Source organism: Prauserella rugosa (genome assembly GCF_000719975.1).
GTDB classification, from domain to species: Bacteria; Actinomycetota; Actinomycetes; order Mycobacteriales; family Pseudonocardiaceae; genus Prauserella; species Prauserella rugosa.
The window spans coordinates 47,390-64,526 of the sequence record NZ_JOIJ01000001.1 but is presented as its reverse complement, the minus strand read 5'-3'; the positions used below and the strand labels follow the sequence as shown (position 1 = coordinate 64,526).

Here is a 17,137-nt window from a genome sequence, read left to right as displayed (position 1 = left end):
GCGCCTGAGTCACCGGGGTGCCGGCGTCCTCCCCGGTGTCGTGCCCCGGATCGAGGCGTCGAGCAGCTGCACGGGGTGCATCATCGGTACGTCGTCGAGGTAGCGTCGCATCTGCAGCAGGCAGCCGGGGTTTGCGGTGACCAGCAGGTCCGGGTTCACCGAGCGCACGTTGTCGGCCTTGCGCTTGCCGAGTTCCTCCGCCGGTTCGGGCTGCACCATGTTGTAGATCCCTGCCGAGCCGCAACACAGTTCCGCTTCCGGCAGGTCGACGAGCCGAAGGCCGGGGATCGTGCGCAACACCGACCGCGGCTGTTCGCGGATGCCCTGTGCATGGCCTAGGTGGCAGGCGTCGTGATAAGCGACGGTGGCGTCGACAGGGTGCCGTTCGGCCTGTGGTTCGAGCTCGGCCAGTACTTCGCTGACGTCGCGCACCTTGGCGCTGAACGCCTGCGCTCGCTCTGTCCATTCCGGATCGTCGGCGAGGAGGTGTCCGTACTCCTTCATAGACGATCCACAACCCGCCACGTTCACGACGATGTCGTCGACGGGCAGCTTCTCGAACGTCGCGATCGTCTGTTTGGCGCGTTCGCGCGCGTGTGTTTCGCGTCCGGCGTGCAGGCCGAGCGCCCCACAACATCCCTGGTCGCGCGGGGTCAGCACCTCACAGCCCTCCGCGGCGAGTACCCGTTGCGTGGCGGTGTTGACCTCGTGGAAGAACACGTCCTGCACACATCCGGACAGCAGGGCGACACGTCTGCGCACGGGGCCGTCCGGCCGCACCCTGCGGGGGAGGGAGGCGAACGCCGAGGACAGCCGCACCTCCGGCATGAGCGACTGGGCGGCCCGCAGCCGTGGCGGTAGCACGCGCTCGGCGAGCTTCGCCAGGCCGGTCTTCTGGTACAGCGCCCCCGCCACCGCGGCGGCGCGCAACCGCCTGCGATAGGGGAACAGGGCGAAGATTCCGTTCCGGAACCACCGGTCGGACCGGGGCCTCGGCACGTTCCGCTCGATCTGCGGACGGGTCGCCTCCAGCAGCCGGTCGTACTGGACACCCGAGGGGCACGAGGTCACACAGGCCATGCAGCCGAGGCAGGCGTCGATGTGTTCGGTGAAGGCACCTTCCAATTCGATCTCACCGCGCTCGGCGAGATCCATGAGGTAGATGCGCCCGCGCGGGGAGTCCATTTCCTCGCCCCACAGTTGATACGTGGGGCAGGTCGGCAAGCAGAATCCACAGTGGACGCATTCGTTGAGCAGCTCGCGCGACGGCGGGTGCGTAGCGTCGAAACTCGATTCCGTCACGAGTGCTCCTCCTGGGTCGTTCGGTCGGTCGTGGCGGTGTCGTGGGCGGAGACCGCGGCGGGCGCGCCCGTTGTGGATGCGGTGGTTGTGGGTGCGGTTGGCGCCGAGGGCTCGAACCATGTCTCGAATCGGCCGTCGCACAGGCGTCGGGCCGGGTCGAGTTCGTGTTTGAGCGCTCGGACGACGCTCAACGCTGACGGGTGCCTGCCCCACGCCCGTCGCTGCTCCTGCCGGGTGCGCGTCACGGAGGTTCCGCCCGCTGCCGTGACGACGTCGTGCACCTCGTCGATGCGGGAAGCGGGCACGGCGGCCGTCGCCACGCCCGTCGCCAGGCCGGCGACCACCGCGGAGTCGCAGGCGTCGAGGACCGTCGGCAGGCGGCTCGGCCGGCAGCCGATGCGCACGTCGGCCCGGTCGACGAGCTCGGCGTGACGTTCCCACTCGGTCGCGGCTTCGTCCTCGGATAGGACGGTGCCGCCGATCAGGTCGGCCAGCTCGGCCGCCCGTGCACTCGTGCCCGCGTCCGTTCCCTCGATCCGTGCGAGCAGGGCTCCGTCCGCCCACTCCAGGCTCACCGGCTCCAGCGCCGAGGCCATGAGAGTCCGCGCGTGCTGTGTCCCCTCCTCGAGCGTGCAGGTGAGCCGCACGGTGCGTTCCGCAGGCGGAACGGGGTGCAGACGGAGCACGACCTCCGCGAGGAGTCCGAACGCGCCGTACGAGCCGTGGAGGAGTTTGGCCAGGTCGTAGCCGGCCACGTTCTTGATGACGTGACCGCCCGTGCGGGCGACCGTCGCGTCGGGCAGGACGACCGTCGCGCCGATCACGAGATCGCGTAGGGAGCCGAAACCGAGCGCGAGCGGTCCGGAGTCGGCCGTGGCGACGAGCCCTCCGACCGTGGCACCGCGCCGCACGCGTGCGGCGTCGAACGCGATGCGTTGACCGTGCTGGGCGACCTCCGCTTGGAGATCGGCCATCCGCGTTCCCGCGCGGACGGCGATCGTCATGTCTGCCGGGTTGTAGGCGAGAACCCCCGTCAGCGCGGTCGTGCCGACCACGGTGTCGGTGGGACGGGGCGCCCCAGCCCAGCCGTGTGCGCTGTCCGCGCCGCTGATCCGTACCGTGCCGTGGGTTTCGGCCATGGCTTCGCACGCCGAGTGAAGGTCGGTCGGCGACAACGATGTGGTCGTCATAGGCGTTCGATCACCCCGGCCTCTTCGAGTGGATGCGGTCGATACCGGCCCGGCTGTTCGCCGCACAACCGTGGGGTCGGTAGAAGCTTGCCCGGATTGCAGAGCCGATACGGGTCGAACGCGGAGCGGACCCGGTCCATGGTCGCCAGGTCGTCCTCGCCGAACATGCGCGGCATCGAGCAGGCCTTGTCGGTTCCGATGCCGTGCTCTCCGGACAGCGAACCACCCAGCTCGACACACAGCTCCGCGATGTCGGTGGACAGCTGCTCGGCTCGTTCGAGCTCGCCCGCGTCCTCGTTGAACAGCACCAGCGGGTGCAGGTTTCCGTCGCCCGCGTGGAAGACGTTCGCCACGCGCAGCCCCGCGTCTCTGCCCATGCCCTCGATCCGGCCCAGTACCTCGGCGAGACGTGTCCGCGGGACGACCCCGTCCTGCACGATGTAGTCCGGGCTGATGCGGCCAACGGCTGCGAAAGCGGCCTTGCGGCCCTTCCAGATCTTGGCTCGCTCCTCGGCCGTCTCCGCGATGTGGAGTCGGGTGCAGCCGTGCCGTTCGCAGATCTGGCGCACCCGATCGAACTGGGCGCCGCACTCTGCCTCCGGTCCGTCGAGTTCGACGACCAGCGCGGCCGGGGTCGACAGGGTGTATCCGGCCGCCACGGCCTTCTCGGCCGCCTGGATCGCGAGGTTGTCCATCATCTCGACGGCGGCAGGGATGATGCCGGCGGCGACGAGGTCGCTGACCACCTCACCGGCGTCCGTGACGGAAGGGAAGTCGGCCAGCAGCGTGCGCACCGTCTCGGGGACGCGCAACAGTCGCACCGTGATGTCGCAGACGATGCCGAGGGTGCCCTCTGACCCGATGAACACCCCCCGCAGGTCGGGGCCGAGCTGTTCGCCGGTGTCCTCGCCGAGGGTGACGATCTCTCCGTCGGGCAGCACCACCGTCATCGACAGCACGTGGTTGGTGGTGAAGCCGTACTTGAGGCAGTGCGCACCACCGGAGTTCTCGGCGACGTTGCCGCCGATGGTGCACACCTGCTGGCTGGAAGGATCCGGTGCGTAGTACAGCCCGTGCACCGCCGCGGCCTTGGTGATGTCGAGGTTCGTCACGCCCGGCTGGAGCACCGCGCGGTGGTCCAGCGGGTCGATCTCCAGGACGCTGCGCATGCGCTGCAGGGAGATGACGACCCCCTCGGCGACCGGCATCGCGCCTCCGGACAGGCCCGTGCCCGCACCGCGTGCGACGAACGGCACCCCGTGCTCGTGGCAGGCGCGCACCGCAGCAGCCACGCCTGCGGTGTCGCACGGGAGCACGACCAACGAGGGTGTCTGGCGAAACCCGGTCAATCCGTCGCACTCGTAACTGCGCAGCTGCACCGGATCGGAGACGACGTTCTCCGCTCCGACGGCGCTGACGAGCGCATCCTGCGCTGCGGGGTCGAGCATCGTCGCTCCCCTTCCACGATCGTCACGGTCGATGTGATTTCACACTGTGGAAGCTGAATACCGTTAAGAGAAACATTACTGCCGCCCGGTCCGTGGTCGTCAACCCCGAAGCAGGTGGCGTGAAGGCGTGTGAAACAGCGTGGCGTCCGTGGACGCCGGGTGGCATGTGCTCCTTTCTACTCCGTCGTCGTTCCGTTGACAAGGGTGCTGTGTCGTCGTTACGTTGACGGCGTGGACAGGTACGAGGGCATCCGGAAGACGGTCGAGCGGGTGGTGGGCACCGCGCATGACGCGGCTGCCCGCGATGACGTTGGCGATGGTGACGGTGACGGCAATGCCGGTGGTCGCGGTAGCGACGCCGGCGCCGACGGTGCGGATCGGGTCGACGTCGGCGAACTCCTCGGCGCGCTCGAGTCCCTGCGGGCGGTACGGGAGGAACTCGCCGCATGGGAACCGGAGCTCATCGCGGCGGCCCGGCGCCGAGGCGTGAGCTGGGGCGAACTCGCACCGGTCCTCGGGGTCGCGAGCCGTCAGGCGGCGGAAAGGAGGTATCTGAGGCTGCGGAAGGCCGAGGGTGAGGGAGGCACGACGGCCGACGGACGCGTGCAGGCCGAACGTGACCGGCGCGCCGCCGAACGGGCCGTGCGGCACTGGGCGCAGGCCAACTCCGAGCTGGTGCGCAAACTCGCCGCGATGGTCAGTGCCGCAGGCGGACACGGCATCGACGACATCGCCTCCGCCGACGGCGTACACCCCGACGGCGGTGCCGAGCGCGGGGCAGATGTCGACGAAGCGGCACGGCACCACATCGATGTCGTCTACCACCGGCTGGGCGGTGCCGACGCCGCCGATCTGCTGCCTCCCTTGGTGGCCGCGGCACCCCATCTGCGTGTGTCGCATCCCGACCTCGCCGAGCAGGTCGAGCACCTCGACGCGCAGGCGCAACAGGTGCGTGACGAAGCGCTCGATCGCCGAGTCGGGCGGTGATCGGTGTCGATGAACTGCGAAAACGCGTACCGTTCCCGGTATGCGCGTCATGTGGAAGGGTGCGGTGTCCTTCGGACTCGTGACGATTCCGATCCATCTGTACGCAGCGACCGAGAGCAAGAACGTCACGCTGCGGCAGGTGCACGAGGCCGACGGCGGACGTATTCAGTACAAGCGGGTGTGCACGGTGGACGGCGAGGAAGTGCCGTACGCCGACATCGCGAAGGGCTACGAGCTTTCGGACGGCGGCATGGTCGTGCTGACCGACAAGGAACTGTCCGAGCTGCCCATCTCGACCTCGCGATCGATCGACGTGCAGGAGTTCGTCCCGCTCGAGGCCATCGATCCGATCTACTACGACAAGAGCTACTACCTCGAACCGCAGAAGGCCGCCGTCAAGCCGTACGTACTGCTGCGGGACGCCCTCCACAAATCAGGACAGGTCGCGATCACGAAGGTCGCCATCCGGCAGCGGGAATCGCTCGCCGTGCTGCGGGTGGTCTCCGACGTCATGGTGCTCACGACCATGCTCTGGCCCGACGAGGTGCGAGAAGCCGACTTCCCGTTCCTCAGGGAGGACCAGCCGGACGTGCGCTCGCAGGAGATGTCGATGGCGGCCTCGCTCATCGACTCCCTCTCCGACAGTGTCTTCGAGCCGGAGAAGTACCAGGACAGCTACCGCGAAGCTCTGCTGCAGCTCATCGAGTCGAAGGTCGAGGGCAAGGACACCACCCCGGCGCCTGCGGCCAAGGCCGAAACCGAGGTCACCGACCTGATGTCGGCGTTGCAGGCCAGTGTGTCGGCAGCGAAGGAGGCGCGCGGAGCGGGCGGCGACGAAGACTCGGACGGCTCACGGAAGACGTCCCGAAGCTCCGGCGACACCGACGAGGAGTCGGACTCGTCCGAGAACGGTTCCTCGAAGGGTGGTTCCTCCAGCCGCTCGACGCCGAAGTCGACCGCGTCGAAGTCGACGGGAACGAAGCCGACGGGAACGAAGTCGACGGCCGGCAAATCCACGAAGACCACGAAGTCGTCGAAGTCGGGGAGCTCGACGTCGAAGGCCAAGTCCAGTGGTTCGATGTCGGGGTCGTCCTCGAGTCGCAGCAAATCCGGCGGTACGAAGTCGGACGGGGCGAAGTCGGGAAGCTCGTCGAAGTCGAGTGGTTCGACGTCGGGCACGTCGCGGAGCGGTTCGGCGAAGTCCACGCGCAAGTCGGCGTAGGACCGCCTCCTACCGCTCCCGTCACCGCAGGTCGGAGCGGGGACGACGACGGTCGGGTCACCCGCGCCGACACGCAGGGCGTGTCGGGCGAAGTGCCACGGACGGGTGGTGGTACCAAGGATTCATGACCTGCTCGAGCTGTGAGACCGGCATCGACCACTGCCATGGGACGCTGGTGGAACACGCCTCCGGCGTCGTGGAATGCACCGACGCGGGCTGCGTGAGCTTCGGCATCGAGCGCCACCTGCTCGTCATCGAATGCGACGAGGTCGTCGGAGGCTGCGGGTGTGGGCAGCCGTCCGGCGCGCTGGATCCCGACGCGGCCGCCATCTACGCCGCCGACCCCGATGGGGCCGACGAGGCGATGTCCCAGCAGCTGCTGCGGGCGTCCTAGGACTGCACGTCCGGCTGGGCGTGCGTCACTGGTCGCGCTGGGCGGGCACGGCGGTCCGGCCCTCTTCGGGCTCCAGGCCGAGTGCTTCCAGCAGCATGGCGCAGTCGTCGGCGTCCTTCGCAGCGGACGCGATGGCACGCACGGCCCGGCGGCGCTGATCGGCGTCCGGCTCGTCCACGCGCGGGAGCGACGGCTGCGGGTTCTGGGTCGGAGCGGTCGGGCTGTGTGCGTTCACGGTTCACTCCCCGAAATCGTGTCACGGCTGCGTGCTGCAGCTACCCGTTAAACGCACGAGTCACACGTTGTGTTTCCGATTCGGCCGGAAAATGTGCTGTGGGCAACTGCGGTCCGAAATGGACTGTGCCGACGGTGCCACTCCGCGTGGATCAGGTAGCCGTGCGTAGGTGCTGTCGTCTCAGTCCTGCCCCGCGTTACCCGAGCATCCGCAGTGGGCGTAGCTGTGCCCGTAACAATGGGCGTAGCGCTGGTCGAAGCTGCCGGCGTGGCTCGCGTCGTAACCGTGTGCCGGAGCGCTTTCCGTGCCCGTGGCCCGCTCCAGGCCCTGCGTTTTCAGGGGCCGCGTTTCCAGGCCCTGCGTTGCCGGGAAGTCGCCGGTCGCCGACGTCGACGCGTGCGCCGACCGCATGGCGGCCACGAGAAGTGTCGCGAGCAGGCAGAAATCCACGATGAAAACGATTCGTTGTGTGAAACCCACGGGCAACGATTCGGCGAGTGGTCCGAATACGGGCCATGCGGCGAGAGCGTCGGCGACATAACTGACACCGAACAGGGCGAGACTGACGATCGCGATCCGCAGCAACCACGTCAGTACGATCGCGATCCGGCGCAGCGCCTGCGTCGCACGGACGACGTCCACCAGTGACAAGGCGATCGCGGGCAGGCTCGCGAAGGCCACGACGCTGGCGTACTGGTGGATCCGGCCGCTGATCGGATCGATGTCCGGGCTGAACGTCGCCGGGAACAGGGCCGCGGTCGCGAGGCCGGTCGACGTCGCGTACACGAGCGTCGACGTCGTGCGCGTCATCGGCAGTCCCGCCGACATGACTGCACCACGCAGGGCGATCACGCCCACGGCGACCGACAGCAGGCTCGCCTCGAGCATGCCACTGCCCCGGTCGGTGAACGCGTAGCGGCTGAGTGGGTCGGTCAGTGGGTCGAACGAGCTCACCGCGTGCAGGATCACCAGGTTGAACAGCGCCCAGGCGAGGCCGGCACTTGCGGCTATCGTCCACGCACGGGTGCGCGCGAGATCCGCGGAATGCACCCTGGCGTGCGACTGTGAGCCCGACATACGTGTATTTCAACGCATCGGACACACGCGTGTGTTCCGGGTAAAACCCTGAATTCACCCTGATCGGACGGTGAAGTCGACCACGATCATCGCCTGGTCGTCGTGGACCTTGGCGCGTGGCCACCGGGTGCGGGCCCGGTCGGCGCGCTCCGCCGCGCGCACGGTGTCGAGCACGGCGGCCGGACCCGACGCTCGGCTCAGTTCGCGGACGCCCGCCCAGTCGAACAGGTGGTACTCGTCGACCCCGATCGATACGCCGTCGGTGGCCAGAAGCACGGTGTCCACGTCGTCGCGTGTCCAGTGTGCCCGGACCGCCTGTGCCGCCGCGGAGGGATCTGCTTCGGCCACCCAGAACCCGCCGTCGCGGTTGCGGAGCCGGGTCACCGCGTCGAGGGTCGGCAGCGCACCGCGGGCGCGCAGAGATGCCAATCGGTCATCGGTGACGGCCTGGATCCCGAACGTGCCGAACGCGACCACGGGACTGTCGGCCAGGACGAGCGCTTCGACGACGTCGGCGTCCCATCGGAGGAGCGAGACCGTGCTCGACGGACTGGCGCCGGGGGTGAGGTTTTCAGTGTCGGCCACGTCCGCGATGGCGGAAGTGAGCACGGTGGCCAGGTCCGCCTGTGGCTGAACGGTGAGCGCCTGCCGTAGCCGAGCGGCCAGGTGCTCGGCGTACCAGCCGCCACTCGGCAGTCCCGGCCGCTGTTCGGTAGCCCCGTCGAGCACGGCCACGGCGCCCGTACGCGGGTGGCCGGACACCGGGTCGACCACGACGACCCGGTCCTCGGTGGGGCGCGGTTCGCCGTTCAGCGCGACGCCCGCTCGCTCGGCGATGTCGATCCTCGGCACGTCACCCACGGTAGTTGTCAACTAGTGTTGACACCTCCCTCGTGTCAACCTAGATTGACATCATGGCGAACGCGACCGAACTGGCGACCCAGGCAGGCGACAGCGACCCGCGCACGGGTCTGCGCGCTGTTGCGGCCCTGCGGAGCCTGCTCGAACGGCTCGAAGCCGTGCAGGTGCGCAGCGCCCGCGCGAACGGCTGGTCCTGGCAGGAGATCGCCGACGAACTCGGAGTCAGCAGGCAAGCGGTCCACAAGAAGCACGGGAGGCGATGACCATGTTCGAACGTTTCACCAAGGATGCCCGCGCCGTGGTCGAACAGGCAGTGAGCGAGGCCGAGGCCAGCGGCGCCGCACGCGTGGACACGCTGCACCTGCTCACGGCCGTCGTCGACGCCGGACACGCGGAGGAGGGCACCGGCGCCCTCGGCCTGCTCGCCGCGGTGGACGTGGCGCCTGCCGACATCGCCGGCCGTGTGGTCGAACTGCGTCGGCATGGAGGGCTGAGCAACGTCGACCGGCGGGCGCTGCGGGACGTCGGCATTGACGTCGACGCGATCGTCGCCCGCGTCGAGGAGCGGCACGGCGAGGGTGCGATGGCGGAACCGACGCCGGCGACGGGCGGCATCCGCGGACGTCGCAGGCGCATCCGTTGGCACATGCCGTTCGGTGACGGCGCGAAGCGCGTGCTCCAGGCAAGTCTCCGGCAGGCCCGCGACGTGCGGGACAACTACATCGGAAGCGAACACGTTCTGCCTGCGCTCGCCGCGGTTCCGGGGCCTGCCGCGGATGTCCTCACCGACGCAGGCGCGACGCCGGAACGGCTCCGGCGTGCGCTACTGCAGCGCAGGCTTGCCGCGTGAGCGCTCACGAACGCGGGCGCCACACCACCCACGGCAGGAACAACTGGGTCAGCGGGCCGATCGACACGGCGAACAGGATCGTTCCGAGGCCCGCCGTGCCCCCGAGCAGCCATCCGGTCGCCAGCACGCACACCTCGATCAGCGTCCGCACCAGCCGCACCGACAGCCCAGTGCGCGCCGTCAACCCGGTGAACAACCCGTCCCGCGGTCCCGGCCCGAGGCGGGCACCGACGTACAACGCCGTCGCGAACCCGTTGAGGACGATCCCGCCGAGCAGGAGCGGAATCTGCGTCGCCAGGTGCTCCTGCACGGGAAGCAGCAGGCGGACGACGTCGACCGAGACGGCGATCAGCACGACGTTCGCGATCGTGCCGATCCCCGGACGTTGCCGCAGCGGAATCCAGAGCAGCAGCACGGTCACCGCCGTCACGACGGTCACGGTGCCGAACGTCAGACCCGTCCGGTGCATGAGTCCTTCGTGGAGCACGTCCCACGGGTTCAGGCCCAGCAACGACCGCGACATCATCGCCATGCTCGTGCCGAACAGCAGCAATCCGACGACCAGCTGGATCAGCCTGCGCGCGGGATCGCGGCGCACGGTGACCGGATGAAGTTCCACCTGAGCCGTACTCGCCACGTCTCCACTATCGGGCGGGCAGCGCCGCGGGTCCACGGCCAATCACCACCCGAAATGGACCGCCCCGCACGGGAAGCGGTCGACATGAAGAAGCCGGTGCGCTGGATGCCGGGGGTGCCGTCACTCCAGAGAAACGGCGGGACATCCAGCGCACCGGCTTCGCGTGCCACGCGGGCACGTTCGCCACCGGCCGTGTTCCGGCATCGCCCCTCGCCATGCCGGTCGGGCCGGCGGCTCAGGTGCGCAGCGTCGGCGTCGTCGCGCTCGGCGCGGTGAGGGCGACGACGCGGCGCGCACCCGGACACGGCTCCGGCGCCGCGGGGGCAACGCGGCGCCGGAACCCGGACCCGTCCCGGCCAGGCGCGGTCGGCCGAACGGGAAGTCGTCGATACATGCGGATTACCCCGAAGAACAGACGTGTACGCACTGCGACCGCCGAGTGGATCGGTGCGTGCGGGAACGTCAGATGCCAGCAGTGGGAAAGGCGGATGCTGACGCCGTCACCGGACACACGTGCCCTGGTGACGGAGGGGTGTCGTCAGTCCGGTGCGGTCGGCGGAAGGCCGAGATGCGCCGTCGCGGCGTCGACGTCGGAGGCCTCGACGGTGCCGGCGGGCAGGAGGACGTGGACGGCGGGCGTGCCGGGCAGGATGCCCTGGCCGCCGCGTCCGTGGGAGTGGTCGTGCACGCCGCCCGTGGCCGACGTGGTCGGTACCGGCGGGGGCGGCGGTGTCGGAGCAGGCGAGTCCTGCTGGTTCTGGGCGCTCACGTGATCGCGCGGCTGGGGCCGCGGCGGCGGTGGCGGCTGGTCGTTCGGCGCCCGGTCGGCCTGCGCGGCACCGGGCTCCGAGCGCGGCGACTCGGCCAGGTCGGCGGGCGCGGTGGGCGGAGGCGACGTGGGCGCCGCGTCCGCGTGCGTGGAGGCGGGCGAGGGAGACGGCGCGGACGGTGCGTCGGCGGGCGGGTCGGCCGGAGCGGGGACGTCCGGGGTGGCCGGACGCAGGGGAGTGGTCACCGTGTCGACCGTGTCGGTGACGGTGCCGACCGTTCCGCCGACCGTACGGCCGAGCTGGTGGACACCGGTGGTCACCACGTGGTCGACGGTGTCGGTGACCCGGCCGACGAGACCCCGAGGCGGCTGCGGTTGCGCGGACGCCGCGTCACCGGTCGCCTCGTTCGGGACGGCTGCGGTGTCGGTGCCGCGGGCGCCGAGGGTGTCGGTCACCGTGCCGGTCAGTCCGCTGACGAGCCCGGACTCTTCGGCGGGAGCCGTTCCGTCGCCACCACTACCGCCGTCACCGCCGTCACCAGCCTGCGCCGGAGCATCGGCCACGGCCTCGGCAACGGCGCCGGAAGCGGCTTCGGGAGAGCTCGGGCCGGACGTCGCGTCGTCGGCGGCCGCGATTCCACCCGCCAGCAGCCAGCCCATCAGGGCGAATCCGGCGACGGCGAATGCGCGCGCGACGAACACGGAGGCACGCATGCCACCCGTACTCCGCATCGCACACTCCCGCGGTTCGCTGCTCCCTGATCGGACCGGCCGGTCCCGACCGGCGGCATCGTCGCAGGTCCGGCCGCGATCTTTCTAGCACCGCGGCGGGTTGTTCCGCCGATCGCGGGTCATCATGCGCCCGAACGTCTCAGCCGTGACGTAGCTGGTGAAGGCGCTGCACGGCTTCGTCGAGCACCTCGTCCCGCTTGCAGAACGCGAACCGCAGTACGTGATTCCACTCGTCCGGGTGGTCGGCGAACACCTTGACGGGGACGGCGGCCACGCCGGCGAGTTCAGGCAGTCGCCAGGCGAGATCGCCCGCGTCGGTGAACCCCAACGGGCGTACGTCGGCGCACACGAAGTACGTGCCCGCACTCGGCCACACCGTGAAACCCGCGTCGGTCAGCCCCTTGGCCAGGCGGTCGCGTTTCGCGGCCAGCGAGGTGCGCAGCTGCTCCACCCAGTCCAGTTCGTGGTCGAGTGCGTGCGCGACGGCGGGCTGGAACGGGCCGCCGGAGACGAACGTCAGGAACTGCTTCGTGGTCTTCACCGCCGCGACGAGATCGGGCGGCGCGCACACCCAGCCGATCTTCCAGCCGGTGCAGTTGAACGTCTTGCCCGCGCTCGAGATCGACACCGTGCGCGAGCGCATCCCCGGGAACGTGGCCAGGGGTGCGTGCTCGTGGTCGTCGAAGGTCAGGTGCTCGTACACCTCGTCCTGCACCGCGACCAGGTCGTGCTCGACACAGAGCTCGGCGATGGCAGCCAGCTCGTCGTGGGTGAACACCGTGCCGGTCGGGTTGTGTGGCGAGTTGACCAGCACCGCCCTGGTGCGGGGCGTGACCGCGGCCCGCAGGGCGTCGATGTCCAGCGCGAACCGTGTGCCGTCGGAGACCAGCGGCACCGTGCGCCGCTCGGCGCCGGCCATGGCGATGGCGGCGGCGTAGGAGTCGTAGTACGGCTCGATCGCGATGACCTCGTCGCCCCGGTCGGCCAGGGCGAGCAGGGACGCCGCGATCGCCTCCGTGGCGCCGGCGGTGACCAGTACCTCCGTGTCGGGGTCGTACTCGAGTCCGTAGCGCGTGCGGTGCCTGGCGACGGCCTGCCGCAGCTCGGGGCGGCCGGGACCGGGCGGATACTGGTTCGCACCGCCGTACAGAGCGTCGCGGGCCGCGTCGAGCATGCCGGCGGGACCGTCGGTGTCCGGGAAGCCCTGGCCGAGGTTCACCGCGCCCGTGCGCGTCGCCAACGCCGTCATCTCGGCGAAGACGGTCGAGGTGAACGGCTGAAGGCGGGGGACGAGAGGTTCACGCACGAGGCATCATCCTCACGGACAATGGGGGTGTGGAGCAACCGAGTGACAGCGTGACCTCCGGCGCCCTGGCCCGTGACGAGGCCAAACGGCAGAGCCTGCGCCGGATGAAGCGGGTGTCGGCCGCGTTCCTGCTGGGAGCGGCGGCCGTGTTCCTGCTCGCCAGGTGGGCCGAGAGCGAAGGGTGGCCTGCCTGGGTGGGTTACGTCCGCGCCGCGGCCGAAGCCGGCATGATCGGTGGCCTCGCCGACTGGTTCGCCGTCACGGCGCTGTTCCGCCATCCGCTGGGGATCCGCATCCCGCACACGGCGATCATCCCGAACAAGAAGGACGTGCTGGGCAACAGCCTCGGCGACTTCGTCGGCACCAACTTCCTGTCCGAACCGGTCGTGCGCGACAAGCTGCAGCGCCTCGACGTGTCCCGGCGCACCGGCGAGTGGTTGACGGCGGACGGCAACGCCGAGCGGGTCACGTCGGAACTGGCGTCGGTCGTGCGGGGGGCGGTGACCGTGCTGCGCGACGAGGACGTGCAGGCGGTTCTCGAACAGGCCGTCGTGCGCAGGGTCGTCGACCGCGAATGGGGGCCGCCGCTCGGCAAGCTCCTCGAACAGGTGCTGCTCGACGGCGCGCACTACCGGTTCGTCGACCTCATGTGTGACCGCGCGTACGAGTGGGTGCGGACCAACCACGCCACGGTGATGCGGGTCGTCTCGGAACGGGCGCCGTCCTGGTCACCGCGGTTCGTCGACGCGATGCTCGCCGACAAGGTCTACGGCGAGGTGCTGACGTTCGCCTGGGCCGTCAAGACCGACGTCAACCACCCGATGCGGCTCGCGTTGGACCGCTTCGCCGGCGAGTTCGCCCAGGACCTGCAGAAGGACCCGGAGACGATGGCGCGGGCGGACGCGGTCAAGCAGCAGCTCGTGGAGCACCCCGAGGTGCAGAAGCTCATCGGCTCGGCGTGGGCGACGGCGAAGGACATGCTGCTCACGGCTGCGGAGGACCCGTCGAGCGAGTTGCGCACCCGGGTCCGGGAGGGACTGGGCACCCTGGGCGAGCGGTTGCAGGCCGATACGGAACTGGCGCGCAAGGTAGACGGCTGGGTGGAGAGCACCGCTGCGTACGTGGTGCGGCACTACTCGCGGGAGATCACGACGATCATCACCGACACGGTCGAGCGGTGGGACGCCGAGGAGACCTCGCGCAAGGTCGAACTGCAGGTCGGCCGCGACCTCCAGTTCATCCGGATCAACGGCACGGTCGTCGGCGCGCTCGCCGGCCTGGTCATCTACACCGTCGCGGAGCTGCTCTTCGGCTGATCGGGATCGTCGGGGCGGTGCGGGCGGTGCTCGCCGGTGGCTGTGCGTGAGCGCCCGCTCGGCCGCGTGGCGGTGTCGAGACTGGTCCGATCCACCGACGGTGTGGCCTACGCCACCCGCCCGGGGGAGGTTGTCCACAGTAGGTGCAGTTGTCCACGTAGTTATCCACAGGTTGAGGCGGTTGTGGTCAACCGTGTGTGGACTCTGCGTCATCGCTCGCGCTGGTCCGTTGACGGAACGTGCGCGCCTTGACGCGGTTGCCGCAGACGCTCATGGAGCACCAGGTCCGCGACCGGTTGCGGGACTCGTCGTAGAACGCCCACAGGCAGTCGTCGGCGGGGCAGATCTTCACCCGCTGCCACGTGCCGAGGACGGCAAGGCGCAGTGCGGCCGTGTAGACGGCGCCGACCGCGGTGTCGGCGACCAGGTGCGGGTCGGCTCGGGTCACGACGTCGATCGAGATGCCCACGGGAATGCGCAGTGGACCGCTCCCGGGTTCGTCTCTCCCGGGCTCGCCGTCCTCGGATCCAGCCTGCCCGGATCGGCCGTCCTCGGATCCAGCCTGCCCGGGCTGGCCGTCCTCGGATCGGGCCGGCTCGCCGACCGCCGCGCGTAGCGCCCGGCGTGCCTGCGCCGCCTCGTCGAGTGGATCGGGGGTCAGGTTCCGCTGGTGTGCCCACGCGTGCCAGTCGGCGGTGGACCGCAGAACGTCCGTCCCCTCGTCGATGTTCACCGTGTTCAGGAAGTCGAGCACGAGTGTCACGTCCGCATCCACGTCACCAGTGTATGAGAAACGGTGGTTGTATCCGGCCCGGGTAACCGGCATACTCCTGTCAGCGGTTATGGAGCGAATTGTGAGGCCGGCTCCGGGAACCGGTCGCGAGAAGCGGAACGAGGAGGTGCCTGATGAGTACGTCGTTGTCGCTCGGTTGTGTCGCGTTGGACTGTCCTGATCCCTATCGCCTGGCCGGGTTCTACGGGCGCCTGCTCGGATGGGAGGTGCGGAGCGGGGACACGCCGGCGGACGACTGGGTGACGCTGGTGAACCCGGACGGCGGCGCCGACCTGTCGTTCCAACGGGACCCGGAGTACCGCCCGTCGACATGGCCGTCCAACGAGCTGCCGCAGAGGGCACACCTGGACTTCGATGTCTCCGATCTGGACGCCGAACACGAACGCGTGCTCGCACTCGGCGCGCGACTGCTGGACGACGGTCCGGAGACGTTCCGGGTCTATGCGGACCCGGACGGCCATCCGTTCCGCCTGTGCGCCTGCTGAGACCTCAACTCAACTTGAGTGGATCGTGGGGCTGTTCGGTGCGGTCGCGTGGTGATCAGGCGTGTGGTGCCGCGTGGCCGCAGGTGCATCGCCGGAAGGAGAGCACGTACAACCGGTAGTAGTCGTCGGGAACGAAGACGAGCCGGTTGTACTGGCGGTGCAGGTCGTAGCCGAGTTCGTGGGCGATGCCGGTGTAGGCCATCACGTCCGGAAAACGGAAGTGCGACGCGAAGATGCGCACCTTCTCGGAACCGTCGAACTGGCCGATGTAGACGGACATGCGCTGATCGAGTGTCGGCCCGGCGGTTCTGTAGTAGAGGAAACACGCGGCGATGAGGCCCCCGAAGAACGTGAGCATCACCGACGCTCCCAGCAAGGCGCCTAGTGCGCTGCCGTCGCCGTCGGACGAGCCGGGCCCGCCGAAGAAACGCTCACGGGGAGACATGATCGCTACGGGTACGACCACCGCGATCGGGACCAGGAAGGCGCAGAGGGCGAGGCCCAGTCCGATCGCCCATCGCCGGAACGAGCGGAATCCCGGTGTGCGCATGGCAGGTGGGACGGTGTCGCGGAGCGATCCGATCGGCATGCGGCTCAGCAGTACGGCGGACTTCTCGGGGGCGCTGCCGAAGGCGCGTACGACCTCCGCGCCGAGGCTGTGGGCCAGCGCGGTGATCTCGACGGGAGGGATGTGTGCCTGGCGAGCGTCGATCCACGTGAACGGCTTCGCCTGCAGGCTGTGCGCCACCATGGCGTGGAGGCGAGCGTAGGGAGTGTTCACTGCGGTGTCCGTTCGCCGGGGCCTTCGGTGGGTGTCGCCTATCCTGCCTGGTAGGGCGCGGGTTCCGGGTGCGTGCGGTCTGCGTGGCCGTCGCTCATGACCCCCTCCTCGTGTCCCCGCGCGGGTGCGCGCTCCCCCGGGATGCCGCACGGGACTATAGCGCCCGAAATGTGCCGGTGGTCGCCGCTTCAGCGGCAGCACCGGACTGGTTGCGAGTGCTCCGCATCACACGCGAAGGGTGCAAGCAGAGTGCTTGCAACTGCTAGCACCTGTCGGTATCGTCGAGGGTGTCGCAAGGAGGTGGCAGGTGTGACGGACGAGTCGGGCCAGGCCCACGGTGACGAGTCCGGCCCGATGGACAAGGTCGCCGACATCGGCAGGGACATCGGTTCGTACATCCGTCAGCAACGCAGCAGCGCCAAGATCTCCCTGCGACAGCTGTCCAAATTGGCCGGTGTTTCCAACCCGTATCTGAGCCAGATCGAGCGCGGGGTTCGCAAGCCCAGCGCGGAGATTCTGCAGCAGATCGCCAAAGGGTTGCGAATCTCGGCGGAGGCGCTGTACGTGCAGGCCGGGATCCTCGACCTGCCCGACGGCGGCCCGGTGCCGGACGCGATCCGCGCCGACACCGAACTGTCGGAGCGCCAGAAGACGGTTCTGCTCGACGTCTACGAGTCGTTCCGCAGGCAGAACCGCGAAGCAGAAACGCCCGGAACCGAATCCGACGAACCGCACGCCGAGGAGTGAGCCGA

18 protein-coding genes and 1 pseudogene are annotated in these 17,137 nt (G+C 69.4%); 8 read left to right on the top strand and 11 right to left on the bottom strand.

Translation table 11 applies throughout. From position 1 onward, the window contains the following. Positions 1 to 9: 9 nt before the first annotated feature. From IF64_RS0100355 to IF64_RS0100345, 3 genes are read right to left on the bottom strand one after another with little or no spacing between them, the layout of a single operon-like run. The gene (locus tag IF64_RS0100355) at positions 10 to 1,302 is read right to left on the bottom strand and encodes a (Fe-S)-binding protein (protein WP_036875460.1); all 1,293 of its coding nucleotides are present in this window, start codon (positions 1,300 to 1,302) and stop codon (positions 10 to 12) included. Further along, positions 1,299 to 2,492: an FAD-binding oxidoreductase gene (locus tag IF64_RS0100350; RefSeq protein WP_084705564.1), complete on the bottom strand. Its 1,194-nt coding sequence runs from the start codon at positions 2,490 to 2,492 to the stop codon at positions 1,299 to 1,301. Before IF64_RS0100350 ends, IF64_RS0100355 begins: the two co-directional genes overlap by 4 nt. Further along, positions 2,489 to 3,940: an FAD-binding oxidoreductase gene (locus tag IF64_RS0100345; protein ID WP_030529927.1), complete on the bottom strand. Its 1,452-nt coding sequence runs from the start codon at positions 3,938 to 3,940 to the stop codon at positions 2,489 to 2,491. Before IF64_RS0100345 ends, IF64_RS0100350 begins: the two co-directional genes overlap by 4 nt. Before the next feature lie 231 nt (positions 3,941 to 4,171). Between IF64_RS0100345 and IF64_RS0100340 the strand changes: the two genes are divergently transcribed. The 3 genes and pseudogenes from IF64_RS0100340 to IF64_RS26370 all read left to right on the top strand — a co-directional run bounded on the left by IF64_RS0100340 (position 4,172) and on the right by IF64_RS26370 (position 6,543). Beyond that, positions 4,172 to 4,927, top strand: coding sequence for a hypothetical protein (locus IF64_RS0100340; RefSeq protein ID WP_051757339.1), 756 nt, complete (start codon positions 4,172 to 4,174; stop codon positions 4,925 to 4,927). Positions 4,928 to 4,967: 40 nt separating this feature from the next. Further along, a pseudogene (gene ku, locus IF64_RS25035) lies at positions 4,968 to 5,786 on the top strand (non-homologous end joining protein Ku); the annotation flags it as partial. 487 nt (positions 5,787 to 6,273) lie between these two features. Then, the gene (locus IF64_RS26370) at positions 6,274 to 6,543 is read left to right on the top strand and encodes a hypothetical protein (protein WP_036875458.1); all 270 of its coding nucleotides are present in this window, start codon (positions 6,274 to 6,276) and stop codon (positions 6,541 to 6,543) included. 25 nt (positions 6,544 to 6,568) lie between these two features. Here IF64_RS26370 and IF64_RS0100325 read toward each other — a convergent pair whose 3' ends face one another. From IF64_RS0100325 to IF64_RS0100315, 3 genes are all read right to left on the bottom strand, one after another. Beyond that, the gene (locus tag IF64_RS0100325; protein WP_030529923.1) at positions 6,569 to 6,778 is read right to left on the bottom strand and encodes a hypothetical protein; all 210 of its coding nucleotides are present in this window, start codon (positions 6,776 to 6,778) and stop codon (positions 6,569 to 6,571) included. Positions 6,779 to 6,958: 180 nt separating this feature from the next. Next, positions 6,959 to 7,855, bottom strand: coding sequence for a DUF998 domain-containing protein (locus IF64_RS0100320; protein WP_048808690.1), 897 nt, complete (start codon positions 7,853 to 7,855; stop codon positions 6,959 to 6,961). Positions 7,856 to 7,909: 54 nt separating this feature from the next. Beyond that, on the bottom strand, positions 7,910 to 8,707 hold the full coding sequence (locus IF64_RS0100315; protein ID WP_030529921.1) for a hypothetical protein: 798 nt from the start codon (positions 8,705 to 8,707) through the stop codon (positions 7,910 to 7,912). Between the two features lie 62 nt (positions 8,708 to 8,769). On the opposite strand from IF64_RS0100315, the gene IF64_RS0100310 reads away from it, so the two are divergent. Both IF64_RS0100310 and IF64_RS0100305 read left to right on the top strand, forming a co-directional pair. Then, entirely contained in the window at positions 8,770 to 8,979 is a 210-nt protein-coding gene (locus IF64_RS0100310; protein WP_030529920.1) for a helix-turn-helix domain-containing protein, read from the top strand. After that, positions 8,976 to 9,566: a Clp protease N-terminal domain-containing protein gene (locus IF64_RS0100305; RefSeq protein ID WP_211252497.1), complete on the top strand. Its 591-nt coding sequence runs from the start codon at positions 8,976 to 8,978 to the stop codon at positions 9,564 to 9,566. The genes IF64_RS0100310 and IF64_RS0100305 overlap by 4 nt, the downstream gene beginning before the upstream one ends. A 4-nt stretch (positions 9,567 to 9,570) precedes the next feature. Here IF64_RS0100305 and yczE read toward each other — a convergent pair whose 3' ends face one another. From yczE to IF64_RS0100285, 3 genes are all read right to left on the bottom strand, one after another. Continuing rightward, entirely contained in the window at positions 9,571 to 10,203 is a 633-nt protein-coding gene (gene yczE / locus IF64_RS0100300) for a membrane protein YczE (RefSeq protein ID WP_030529918.1), read from the bottom strand. A 538-nt stretch (positions 10,204 to 10,741) separates the two neighbouring features. Then, positions 10,742 to 11,704 (bottom strand): hypothetical protein, encoded by a 963-nt coding sequence (locus IF64_RS0100290; RefSeq protein ID WP_157575494.1) that lies wholly within the window; start codon positions 11,702 to 11,704, stop codon positions 10,742 to 10,744. Positions 11,705 to 11,843: 139 nt separating this feature from the next. After that, a complete protein-coding gene (locus IF64_RS0100285) occupies positions 11,844 to 13,010 on the bottom strand; it encodes a pyridoxal phosphate-dependent aminotransferase (RefSeq protein WP_030529916.1) in 1,167 nt (388 codons plus the stop codon). Between the two features lie 29 nt (positions 13,011 to 13,039). On the opposite strand from IF64_RS0100285, the gene IF64_RS0100280 reads away from it, so the two are divergent. Continuing rightward, positions 13,040 to 14,326, top strand: a complete 1,287-nt coding sequence (locus IF64_RS0100280; protein ID WP_030529915.1) for a DUF445 domain-containing protein — start codon at positions 13,040 to 13,042, stop codon at positions 14,324 to 14,326. Between the two features lie 187 nt (positions 14,327 to 14,513). Here the strand turns inward: IF64_RS0100280 and IF64_RS0100275 are convergent, their stop codons facing one another. Next, complete coding sequence (locus tag IF64_RS0100275) at positions 14,514 to 15,101, bottom strand: CGNR zinc finger domain-containing protein (RefSeq protein WP_030529914.1); 588 nt, start codon at positions 15,099 to 15,101, stop codon at positions 14,514 to 14,516. Between the two features lie 131 nt (positions 15,102 to 15,232). On the opposite strand from IF64_RS0100275, the gene IF64_RS0100270 reads away from it, so the two are divergent. Beyond that, positions 15,233 to 15,604, top strand: a complete 372-nt coding sequence (locus IF64_RS0100270) for a VOC family protein (protein WP_030529913.1) — start codon at positions 15,233 to 15,235, stop codon at positions 15,602 to 15,604. Positions 15,605 to 15,659: 55 nt separating this feature from the next. Here IF64_RS0100270 and IF64_RS0100265 read toward each other — a convergent pair whose 3' ends face one another. Next, positions 15,660 to 16,355 (bottom strand): hypothetical protein, encoded by a 696-nt coding sequence (locus IF64_RS0100265; RefSeq protein WP_145600580.1) that lies wholly within the window; start codon positions 16,353 to 16,355, stop codon positions 15,660 to 15,662. Positions 16,356 to 16,739: 384 nt separating this feature from the next. On the opposite strand from IF64_RS0100265, the gene IF64_RS0100260 reads away from it, so the two are divergent. Beyond that, positions 16,740 to 17,132 (top strand): helix-turn-helix domain-containing protein, encoded by a 393-nt coding sequence (locus IF64_RS0100260; RefSeq protein ID WP_051757395.1) that lies wholly within the window; start codon positions 16,740 to 16,742, stop codon positions 17,130 to 17,132. Positions 17,133 to 17,137 lie beyond the last annotated feature (5 nt).